Source organism: Pseudactinotalea sp., from assembly GCF_048594945.1.
GTDB lineage: Bacteria > Actinomycetota > Actinomycetes > Actinomycetales > Beutenbergiaceae > Pseudactinotalea.
The window spans coordinates 1-10,486 of sequence record NZ_JBMDXJ010000549.1; the positions used below are offsets into that span (position 1 = coordinate 1).

General features: G+C 72.2%; 8 protein-coding genes. 4 read left to right on the forward strand and 4 right to left on the reverse strand.

Going from position 1 to position 10,486, the window contains the following annotated elements; all coding sequences use genetic code 11:
- Nucleotides 1-103: 103 nt before the first annotated feature.
- The 3 genes from ACOJSN_RS24885 to ACOJSN_RS24895 all read right to left on the reverse strand — a co-directional run bounded on the left by ACOJSN_RS24885 (nucleotide 104) and on the right by ACOJSN_RS24895 (nucleotide 3,187).
- Nucleotides 104-1,177, reverse strand: a complete 1,074-nt coding sequence (locus ACOJSN_RS24885) for an iron-siderophore ABC transporter substrate-binding protein (RefSeq protein ID WP_420115171.1) — start codon at nucleotides 1,175-1,177, stop codon at nucleotides 104-106.
- A gap of 107 nt (nucleotides 1,178-1,284) precedes the next feature.
- Complete coding sequence (locus tag ACOJSN_RS24890; RefSeq protein ID WP_420115172.1) at nucleotides 1,285-2,553, reverse strand: sensor histidine kinase; 1,269 nt, start codon at nucleotides 2,551-2,553, stop codon at nucleotides 1,285-1,287.
- The gene (locus ACOJSN_RS24895) at nucleotides 2,546-3,187 is read right to left on the reverse strand and encodes a response regulator (protein ID WP_420115173.1); all 642 of its coding nucleotides are present in this window, start codon (nucleotides 3,185-3,187) and stop codon (nucleotides 2,546-2,548) included. Before ACOJSN_RS24895 ends, ACOJSN_RS24890 begins: the two co-directional genes overlap by 8 nt.
- A gap of 147 nt (nucleotides 3,188-3,334) precedes the next feature.
- On the opposite strand from ACOJSN_RS24895, the gene ACOJSN_RS24900 reads away from it, so the two are divergent.
- The 4 genes from ACOJSN_RS24900 (at nucleotide 3,335) to ACOJSN_RS24915 (ending at nucleotide 8,863) form a co-directional block, all read left to right on the forward strand.
- Entirely contained in the window at nucleotides 3,335-4,423 is a 1,089-nt protein-coding gene (locus ACOJSN_RS24900) for an iron ABC transporter substrate-binding protein (protein ID WP_420115174.1), read from the forward strand.
- A gap of 78 nt (nucleotides 4,424-4,501) precedes the next feature.
- Complete coding sequence (locus ACOJSN_RS24905; RefSeq protein WP_420115175.1) at nucleotides 4,502-6,037, forward strand: ABC transporter permease; 1,536 nt, start codon at nucleotides 4,502-4,504, stop codon at nucleotides 6,035-6,037.
- Nucleotides 6,034-7,137 carry an ABC transporter ATP-binding protein gene (locus tag ACOJSN_RS24910; protein WP_420115176.1) on the forward strand — a complete coding sequence of 368 codons (1,104 nt, stop codon included), beginning with the start codon at nucleotides 6,034-6,036 and terminating at the stop codon, nucleotides 7,135-7,137. Before ACOJSN_RS24905 ends, ACOJSN_RS24910 begins: the two co-directional genes overlap by 4 nt.
- 58 nt (nucleotides 7,138-7,195) lie before the next feature.
- Nucleotides 7,196-8,863 (forward strand): thiamine pyrophosphate-binding protein, encoded by a 1,668-nt coding sequence (locus tag ACOJSN_RS24915; protein WP_420115177.1) that lies wholly within the window; start codon nucleotides 7,196-7,198, stop codon nucleotides 8,861-8,863.
- 105 nt (nucleotides 8,864-8,968) lie between these two features.
- On the opposite strand, the gene ACOJSN_RS24920 is transcribed toward ACOJSN_RS24915, so the two are convergent.
- Nucleotides 8,969-10,486 (reverse strand): FAD-dependent monooxygenase (locus ACOJSN_RS24920; protein WP_420115178.1); only part of this gene is annotated, 1,518 nt, incomplete at its 5' end.

The following is a 10,486-nucleotide window of genomic DNA, read 5'->3' on the forward strand; positions in this document are numbered from 1 at the left end:
CAGGCGCACCGAGGCCGGCCGCCGACGTGCGTCGGCGGCCGGCCTGACCACAGCGACAGCGGTCACTGGGTGGTCTGCGGTGGTCTGCGTGGCGACTCCGATCTCAGGCTGCCTTGCCGGCGGCTTCGTTCAGCAGCGGCAGGTAGTTCTCGATCAGGTGCGAGATGCCGAGCGGGCTCGGGTTCGCCGAGGAGGCCGTCACCGGGTCCACCGCCTCGTCGAGGAACACGATCGCGCCGTTGGCCACGGCCGGGATCCGCGAGAGCAGCGGGTCGGCCTGCAGGGCCTCGAGCTCCTCGCCGGTGCCGTAGGTGACGATGACGTCCACGTCGGCCATCTCGTCGACCGCCTCGGCGCTGATCGAGGAGTAGAACTCCTCGGTGCCGGCGTCGGTGATGACCTGCGGGGCGCTGAAGCCGGCCTGCTCCACCAGGAACAGCGAGCGCGGGTCGACCAGCGCGTAGAAGCCGATGCTCGAGAGGTCGTTGACGTCGAAGAAGAAGAAGCTCGCGCCCTCGCCGCCACCGAGGTTCGGGTAATCGGCGACGGCGTCGCTGACCTGGCCCTCGAGCTCACTCACGAGTGCCTCGGCCGCGGCCTGCAGGCCGAGCGCCGTGCCGTTCATCGTGATCGTCTGCTGCCAGGTGGTGCCCCAGGCGACCTCCGGGAAGGCCACCACCGGTGCGATCTGGCTCAGGGTGTCGTAGTCGTCCTGGGACAGGCCCGAGTAGGCGGAGAGAATGACGTCGGGCGCCGCGTCGGCGATCGCCTCGAAGTCCACGCCGTCGGTGCCGTCGTACAGCTCCGGCGTCTCGGCGCCGAGCTCGGTGAGCTTGTCCTCGACCCACGGCAGCACGCCGTTGCCGTCGTCGTCGCCCCAGGTGGCGGCCTCCATGATGACCGGCACCACGCCGAGCGCGAGCGCGGCCTCCTGGTTGCTCCACCCGACCGTTGCCACCCGCTCCGGCTGCGACTCGATCACGGTCTCGCCGAACGCGTGCGTGATGGTGATCGGGAACTCGGCCGACGGCGCGGTGTCACCGCCACCCTCCTCCTCGGACTGCGTGGTGGGATCGTCAGCGCCACCCTCGCCGGCGGGGCTGCCCGCGCACGCGGCCAGGGCGAGTGATGCTGCTGCCGCAGCGACGAGCGCGGCGATCGGGCGCGAGACGCGCATGGAGTGCTCCGTTCAAACGGGGGGGGAAGAACTAGGCAAGGGTAGCCTTGCCTAAATATCCACCGATACCCGCGAGAGTGTGATGTGTCTCGCTGTCTGGGCGCCGGTCACCGATACGGGATACGCACCTCGACCGTGGTGCCGGCCGACCCGCTGCGCACCTCGTACTCGCCGCCGGCCTCGGTCACGGCGGCGCGGATGAGGCGCAGTCCGTGGTGGCCCGACGGCACGACGGCTGGGTCGAAACCGACGCCGTCGTCGCGCACACGCACCCCGACGCACCCGGCGCGATCGACCAGCTCGACCACGATCTCGCTCGCACTGGCGTGCCGGACAGCATTGCGGATCAGCTCGGACGCCGCCCGGTGGACGAGGTCACGGGTCCGCCCCTCGACCCGCTCAAGCGCCGCCCCGGACACCGTGACCGCTGTGCCCGGGGCGGCGGCAGCAGCGAGTGCGCTCCGCAAGTCACCCTGCACGGCGCCGGGCGGATCCAGTTCGTCGAGCAGTGCCCGAAGCTGTCGCGCTTCCGTCCGCACCCGCTCTGCCAGCCCGACCGGCACCGGGCCACCCTGCGCAGTCTCCACCTCGAGCGCCATACCGATCGCCGCGAGATCCTGGATCACTCCGTCATGGAGCCGTTGGGCCAGCCTGCGCCGCTCGACCTCCGAGGCCGCCAGCGCCTGGTCGACCAGCTGCCGGCGATCGCGCTCGGCGCGTCCGTGCGACCGCGCCATCCGGAGCGCCAGCGGCATGGTGGCGGCGGCGAGCAGCACCGGTCCGCCGACCACCAGCGGGAGCACGTGGCTCACCAGCTCGACCGCGCGCTCGTCCACCCGGGTGATCAGGTACAGCTCGGCCACGGCGACCTCACCCCCGGCGTCCCGGAAGGGCACGTACACCTCGAGCAGCTGGTGCGGTGAGGTGACCTCGGTGGCGTGTGCGTCGTCGTCGGGCACGGAGGTCACCACGGGCGACATCGTCCTCAATGCCTCCGCGAGCACCTCGCTCACCGGCACCCGGAGACCGTCGATCGAGAGCTCGTCGGAGTAGACGATCTCGACATGCTCGTCCTCGAGCAGCCACACCTTCACCCGGTACACGTCGTCGCCGTCGAGCAGTGCGGTCACGGCCGCCCCGAGAGCCTCCCGGGAGCCGCCGCCCTCGCGATCGGCGTGCAGGTCGGCGATCCGCAACGGTGCAGCCACGGTGCGGGCGAAGCTCTGCGCGACATCCCTGGCTTGTTCCCGTGCCTCCGCGCGCGCGAACCACCACGCGCCGCCGGTCGTGACCCCGATGACCGCGAGCAGCACGGCGGCCGTGGCGAGCAGATAGCGCCGGATCGCGGTGTGCTCAGCCCGACGGACCTCAGCCACCGCCGGCCCGGACCATGCCCAGCCGGGTCGCCGCGGCGACAGCCCCGAGCTGCGAACGCACCTCGAGCTTGGCGAGCACGGCCTTCACATGATCGCGGGTCGTGTGGATGCTCAGTCCGAGCCTCCCGGCGATCCCACGTACGTCGACGCCCTCGGCGAGCACTGAGAGCACCTCGTGCTCGCGCCGGGTCAGCTGCTCGCGTGCAGTCGCCGCGCGCGAGGTCAGCCCGGGATCGCGCGCGGGCCGAGCCGGGGACGCGGTGCGGACGGCGTCGAGCACGTGCGCGAGCCGCCCGTCCTTCGCGAGGAACCCGCTCGCCCCCGCGGCGAGCGCCTCGCGCTCCAGATCCGGCCGCGGGTGGCCCGTGAGCATGTTGACCCGCAGGTCAGAGTGGGCCGCGCGCAGCGAGCGCAGCAGCGCGAGCCCATCGACCGAAGGCAGCCGCACATCGAGCAGCACCACGTCAGGGCGCGTGAGCGCAGCACGTTCGAGCGCTTCGGGACCATCGGCGGCGACGCCCACGCACTCCAGGTCGGGTGCGCCGTCGAGTGCACCAGCCAGCAGGTCGGCCACGACCCGGTGGTCGTCGACCACGAGGACCCGGCGACGCGTGGCGGTCACGGTGCTCGGCACGCACCCCCCAATCTTCGGGAGCCGATCGGAATCGAGGTAAGGATAGCCTCAACTCACCAGCCGGCGCCCTTTGCGTGGAAGCGGTCTGCGACCACGGGCGGCCGAGCTGGATGACTCTGTCTACCCACTCCCTTGCGAGGTCTCCGCATGCGCGTTTCCCGTCGCGCCACCCTTGTCACGGCTGCCACTGCCGCCCTGGCACTCACGATCACCGCCTGCTCCTCCGACCCGGCCGACACCGGCGACCAGCCCGACCCGACCGGTGGGGACTCGACCTCGGACGCCGGCGGCGCCGATGAGGGTGCGCTCGTCGTCTACTCCGGCCGCAGCGAAGATCTGGTCGCGCCGCTCTTCGAGATGTTCGAGGAGACCAGCGGCATCGAGGTCGACGTCCGGTACGCGGGCAGCGCCGAGCAAGCGCAGCTGCTGCTCACCGAGGGCGAGAACAGCCCCGGCCATGTGTTCCTCTCGCAGGAGGCCGGCGCGCTCGGTCTCGTGGGGGACTCGGGGCTGTTGGTCGAGCTGCCTGCCGACGTACTCGGCCAGGTCGCCGAGGCCTACACGGCCGACGACGGCACCTGGGTCGGCGTCACCGGCCGCGCGCGCGTGGTCACCTATGACTCCGAGCAGGTCTCCGAGGACGAGGCGCCGGACACTGCGGAGGCCATCATCGACCCACGGTGGGCCGGCCAGGTCGGCGTCGCACCGGGCAACGCCTCCTTCCTGGCCTTCGTCACGGCGATGCGCGAGCTCGACGGCGAGGATGCCGCCTCGGCGTGGCTCGAGGCACTGGTCGCCAACGACGCCCAGACGTACGAGCGCAACGGCGGCATTCTCGAGGCGGTCAACGCCGGCGAGGTGCAGCTCGGTCTGATCAACCACTACTACTGGTACCAGGCGGCCGCCGAGCAGGGCGCCGAGAACATGCGCGCCCAGCTGAAGTTCGGCGCCGACGGCGACCTCGCAGCCCTCGTCAACGCGACCGGCGTCGGGATCCTCACCGGCGGCGAGGGGCGCGCGGATGCTCTCGCGTTCGTCGAGTTCCTGCTGTCCGAGGACGCCCAGACCTACTTCGCCGAGCAGTCCTACGAGTACCCCTTGGTCGAGGGCGTTGCCGACCCCGAGGGGGTCCCGCCGCTGGAGTCGCTGGTCGGCCCGGACATCGACCTGTCGCTGCTCGGCACGGTCGACGAGAGCGCGCTGCTCATCGACGAGGCCGGCCTCACGGTCGGCTGAGCCAGACCCCTGTCGCAGCACAGCACCGACTCCCGCCGGCCCACTCTGGTGCGCCGGCGGGATCGTGCTGCCCGGACGATGCGCGTGCTGCGTCGGCGCCCGCCGGTGGCGCTGCTCGTGCTCGCCGCGGTGGTGGTCGCGCTGCTGGCCACGCCGATCGTGTTCGTGGTGGCCGATCTCGCGCAGCAGCCGGACGGCGGTGCGTGGCGATCGTTCTGGCGCTCACGCACCTGGACGCTCACGCTCAACACGGTCGGTCTCGTCGGCGCCACCACCGCGGCCTGTCTCCTGCTCGGGGTCCCGACGGCGTACCTCGTGACCCGCACGAACCTCGCCTGGCGTCGTGGCTGGCTCATGCTGGTCGCGCTGCCGCTCGCGATCCCTTCCTATGTGGCGGGTTTCGCCTGGGTGTCATTGACCCCGCTGCGCGGGTTCTGGGGCTCGCTGATCGTGCTCACGTTGGTCTCGACGCCGTACGTCACGTTGCCGGTGGCGGCCGCGCTGCGCCGTGCCGAGACCGACACCGAGGCGGTCGCCCGCACGCTGGGGGCCGGCCCGTGGCGGGCGTTCGTCACCACCACGCTGCCGCAGATCGCGCCGGCTGCCGGCGCGGGTGCGTTGCTCGTGGCGTTGTACTGCCTGGCCGAGTTCGGGGTGGTCTCGGTGATGCGGTATCCGGCGTTCACGTGGGCGATCCACACCGCGTTCTCCGGGAGCTTCAACCGCTCGCTGGCGCTGACGTTGTCGCTGCTGCTGGTGGCCCTGGCGCTGGGTGTGGTCGCTGCGGAACGTGCGGTCCGCCGTCGAGCGGTCGGCCAGCTGACGCCTCCGGCGACCACGGCGCGCACGCCGATCCGCCTCCGCGCTCCGGGGCAGCTGGCCGCAGGTGCGGGACTCACGGCGGTGACCGTTGCTGCGATCGGCGTCCCGGTCGTCACGATGCTGGAGCGTGCGGCGCGCAGCATCGCGCAGCGGGAGGCGGAGCTCGAGCGGCTGCTCGCGGCGGCGTTGGCCACCGTGGGGCTGGGTCTGGCGGGGGCGGCGCTCGCCACACTGCTGGCGCTGCCGATCGGGATCCTCGCCGCGCGCCACCGCACGCGAACCGTGGGAGCGCTCGAGACCGGCACCTACCTCGCGCACGGTCTGCCCGGGATCGTGCTCGGGTTGTCGATGGTCTACCTCACGCTGGCGCTGCTGCCCGGGATCTACCAGACGATGCTGGCGCTCGTGCTCGCTTACGGCATCCTGTTCGTACCGAAAGCGGCGGGTTCGGTCCGCACGGCGATCGCGCAGGTTCCGCTGGCGCTCGAGGACGCCTCGCGCACGCTCGGACGCTCCCGCGCCGGCACCTCGATCGCGGTCACCGGCCGGCTGGCCTGGCCGGGAATCACGGCGGGGGCGCTGCTCGTGGCGCTCACGGTGATGAAGGAGCTTCCCGCCACGTTGATGCTGCGGCCGATCGGCACCGACACCCTGGCGACCCGGCTCTGGCAGCTGACCGACATCGCCGCGTACGGCGCCGCCGCGCCCTACGCGATCACGCTCGTGGCCGTGGCGAGCGTGCCCGCCCTGCTGCTCTCGCGCGGCACCCTCACCTCCGAGGAGGCTCGATGAACTCGCCCACGCCGGCCCTCGCCGTCACGGGGCTCACCGCGGGCTACCCGGCCGCGGGCGCACACCGCCGCGACCGCCGCACCGATGCGGTCCTGCACGACGTCACCCTCGCGCTCCCACCCGAGTCGTTCGTCGCCGTGCTCGGTCCCAGCGGCTGCGGCAAGACCACCCTGTTGCGCGTGGTCGCCGGCCTGCTGCCTGCAGTCTCAGGTCGGGTCGAGATCGCCGGCGCGCTCGTGACCGATGGTCCACGCGGGGTGCCACCGGAGCGCCGCCGGATCGGGCTGGTACCGCAGGAGGCTGCACTGTTCCCACATCTGGACGTGGCGGCGAACGTCGCGTACGGGTTGCGCAGCCGGGGCGCGCGGCGGATGGCACCCGAGGCTCGTGCCGAGCGCGTGGCCGCGATGTTGGACCTCGTGGAGTTGCGCGGGCTGGCGCACCGGCGGCCTCATGAGCTCTCGGGCGGACAGCGTCAGCGCGTCTCGCTCGCGCGTGCCTTGGCACCCGAGCCGGCGCTCGTGCTGCTCGATGAACCGTTCGCCGCCCTGGACGCGGCGCTGCGCACCGAGCTCCGAACGCAGGTCAAGGAGATCCTGCGCCGCAGCCGCACCACCGCGGTGCTCGTCACGCACGACCAGGACGAGGCGCTCTCGCTCGCGGACCGGGTGGCGCTGTTGCGCGAGGGCAGGCTGCTGCAGGACGCCCCGCCCGCGACGCTCTACCAGCGGCCCGCTGACGCGTGGGCCGCCTCGTTCGTCGGTGACGCCGTGGCGCTGCCTGCCACGAGCGATGGCGCGATCGCGCGCTGCGAGCTCGGCACGTTCGGTACATCGCTGCCCGCCGGCGAGGTGCTGGCGGTGCTGCGCCCCGAGCAGCTTGAGCTCGCTCCGCGGATCGAGGGCACCGACGCGAACGGAGTCAGCGGCACCGTCACCGACGTGGAGTACTTCGGCCACGACAGCTGCTACCGCGTGCGGCTCGAGGGCTCCGGCACGATGGTGTTGGCCCGCGCTGCCGGGCCGCGGCTGCTGTCGGCCGGCACGCCGGTGGCAGTGTCGGTCCGCGGCACCGCGATGACGTTCCCGCCCGACGCCTGACTCGCGGGGCCGCACGCTCCTATGCTCGGGACACCGCCGCCACCGAAGGAGCCCGGCCGTGACGACCCTGTCGAGCCATGTCGCCCGCACCCTCGCCCACCACGTCGATCACGTGTTCGGGCTGATGGGGAACGGGAACGCCCACCTCATCGATGCCCTCGAGCGCCAGAGCCGCGTCGGGTACACCGCGATGCGCCACGAGGCCGGCTGCGTGGTCGCCGCCGACGCCTACTTCCGCGCCTCCGGCCGCCTCGCCGCCGCGACCGCGACCTACGGCGCCGGCTTCACCAACACCGTGACCGCACTCGCCGAGGCAGCGCAGGCGCGCGTACCGCTGCTGCTGATCGCCGGTGAGGCGCCGACCTCGGGGCAGCGCCCGTGGGATGTCGACCAGATCGCGCTCGCCTCCGCCGTGGGTGTCCGCACCTACACGGTGGGCCGCGCCGACGCGGCGGGCACCGTGGTGCTCGCGATCGAGCACGCGCTCTCCTACCGCACCCCCGTGGTGCTCGCACTCCCCTATGACGTGGTCGCCATGGATGTGCCCGACGACGGCGGGGCACCCTTGGAGCCTCGGGTGGCACCCCCGCGGGGGCCGGCTGGGGAGGTCGCGCAGGCGCGCGCGGCCGGGTTCGCGCAGGCTCTGGCCGCGGCCGAGCGGCCGCTGCTGCTCGCGGGTCGCGGCGCCTGGCTCGCGGAGGCCCGGGAGCCACTGGGGCGGATCGCCGACCTGACCGGCGCGCTGACGGTCACCACGGCGCTCGGCCGTGGGGTGTTCCCGCGTGCGGAGTTCGACCTCGGGGTGGCCGGCGGCTTCGGTGCCGAGGGTGCGATGGCACTCGTGCGCCAGGCCGACGTGGTGCTGGCGGTGGGCGCCTCGCTCAACCAGTTCACGATGCGGTTCGGCGAGCTGCTCGCGCCGGACGCCCAGCTGCTGCAGATCGACGCCGCCCCCACCGCAACCCACCCCCACGTGAGCGGGTTCGTCAGCGGTGACGCCTGCCTGGTCACCCAGGCAGTGGCGAGCGAGATCGAGAGGCTCGCGACGCCGCCGAGCACCTGGCGCGAGAGCGTCGACGTGGCTGGTGCCCGTGTCCACGACACGGGCAGGGGCGTCGCGTCCGACGGGCGGCTCGACCCGCGCTCGGCGGCGTCGCGGCTCGCCGCGCTGTTGCCGCAGGATCGGGTGGTGGTCTCCGATGGCGGTCACTTCATCGGCTGGGCGAACATGTTCTGGCCGGTGGCCTCGCCGGACCGCATGATCATGGTGGGCACCGCGTTTCAGTCGATCGGGCTGGGCTTCCCGAGCGTGGCCGGCGCCGCGCAGGCCAAGCCGGAGGCGACCGTGGTGCTGAGCACCGGCGACGGCGGTGGTCTGATGGCGTGTGCCGACCTGGAGTCGGCGGTCCGCGTAGCGGGCGGGCGCGGCCTCGCGGTGGTGTGGAACGACGGCGCGTACGGCGCCGAGGTGCACGTGTACGGCCGGCAGGGACTCGCGCAGGAGCCGATGCTGATCCCCGAGGTCGACTTCGCGGCGCTCGCGAGCGCCGTGGGTGCGCAGGGGGTGGTGGTGCGAGAGATCGCCGACCTCGACGTGCTCGCGGACTGGACCGCGCGGGCTGCCGCTGAGCGCCCGTTCCTGCTGCTGGACCTGCGCGTCTCCCCCACCGTGGTGGCCCCGTACCAGGAGGAGATCCTCCGCGCGAACACGGCACCGCCCCGCTGAGACGCGTCGAGATCGCTGTGTCGGGTCGAGATGGCTGGAACCTTTCCGCGATCTCGGCCCAGAACCACGATCTCGACCGTGCGGCGGCCTCCGGAGCTCGGCTGCTCAGCGGGCGGGCAGCAGGCTCTGGGCGAGGAAGTCGGTGAGCTCTGCACGGGCGGTCAGCGGGAGCACGTGCGCCACGTACTGGTCAGGGCGGACCACCACCACCGCGCCGTCGCGTGAGATGCCGCGCTCGGCGACGATGTCGACGTCGGTCCAGGCGCTCGGGCCGGCGGCGTAGACCTTCTCCCACTCCATCAGTCCGAGCGGGCCCGTGCGCGGTCGGAACACCTCCGGCACCGTGTGGATGTCGATCTCCTCGAAACCCTGCTGATAGACCACCTTGACGTCGAAGACCGCGTCGGCATCGCCGTCGGGCGGGGTGAACAGGGCGAGTGGCGCCCGCAGCGATGCCATCCACTCGGCCCACTCCGTGAGCGCCGATCGCTCGGCGTCGGCGAAGGCGTAGAGGCGCCAGCGGCCGTCGGCCTTGGCATGGTGACCGAGATGGGTGGCGTTGCCGTCGCACACCCGCACCACCTCGGCCGACGTGAATCGCATGCCGATCGGGTACCCGGCCGCGAGACCCTGGTACTCGTCGCCGCCCACGATCGCCGACGGGCCGTAGTGCGTCATGAAGCCCGACGGGAACTCCGCCGTGGCGAGGTAGTGGGTGGCGAGGTCCTGCGGGTCGGTGATCTCCTCGGGCTTGCGGGCCATCAGCGCCGACCACTCGCGATCGAAGTCGATCAACTCCTGCGCCACCGGGCGCCGCTCGGCGGTATAGGTGGCGAGCAGCGAGGCCGGGCTTCGGCCGGACAGCACCGACCCGAGCTTCCAGCCGAGGTTGAAGCCATCCTGCATCGAGACGTTCATACCCTGCCCGGCCTTGGCGCTGTGGGTGTGGCACGCATCGCCGGTGAGGAACACGCGGGGCGTGCGGTCGCCGCCGGAGGGGACGTCGTCGAAGCCGTCGGTGACGCGGTGACCGACCTCGTAGACGCTGTGCCAGGCCACCTCGCGCACGTCGAGCATGTAGGGCGTGAGGATCTCGTTCGCGCGCCGGACGATCTTCTCGATCGGGGTGGTGCGGACACGGTGGTTGTCGCCTTCAGGTACGGCGCCGAGGTCGATGTACATGCGGCACAGGTAGCCCCCTTCACGCGGTATGTGAAGGATGCTGCCGGCCTCCGAGGTGATCGCACACTTGATGCGCCAGTCCGGGAAGTCGGTGTTGACCAGCACGTCCATCACGCCCCACGCGTGCTGCGAGGTGTCACCCACGTGATGGCGGCCGATCGCCTCCCGCACGCCGCTCCGCGCACCGTCGCACCCGGCCACATACGCAGCCCGGATCGCCTGCTCCTGCCCCGCCCGCTCCCCCACCAGATGACGCACGGTGACCTCGACAGGGCGAGCACCGCCGTCGTGCACCACCAACGAGACGAACTCCACGCCGTAGTCCGGCACGATCCGCGCCGGCCCGTTCACCGCGGCCTCGGCGAAGTAGTCGAGCACGCGCGCCTGGTTGACGATGAGGTGCGGGAACTCGCTGATCTTGAAGCCGTAGTCCTCGGTGCG

Bases quoted from the DNA above. Each gene is read 5' to 3' on its own strand.
- ACOJSN_RS24885 (WP_420115171.1), bottom strand. From the start codon at position 1,177: ATGCGCGTCTCGCGCCCGATCGCCGCGCTCGTCGCTGCGGCAGCAGCA.
- ACOJSN_RS24905 (WP_420115175.1), top strand. From the start codon at position 4,502: ATGCGCGTGCTGCGTCGGCGCCCGCCGGTGGCGCTGCTCGTGCTCGCC.
- ACOJSN_RS24900 (WP_420115174.1), top strand. From the start codon at position 3,335: ATGCGCGTTTCCCGTCGCGCCACCCTTGTCACGGCTGCCACTGCCGCC.
- ACOJSN_RS24910 (WP_420115176.1), top strand. From the start codon at position 6,034: ATGAACTCGCCCACGCCGGCCCTCGCCGTCACGGGGCTCACCGCGGGC.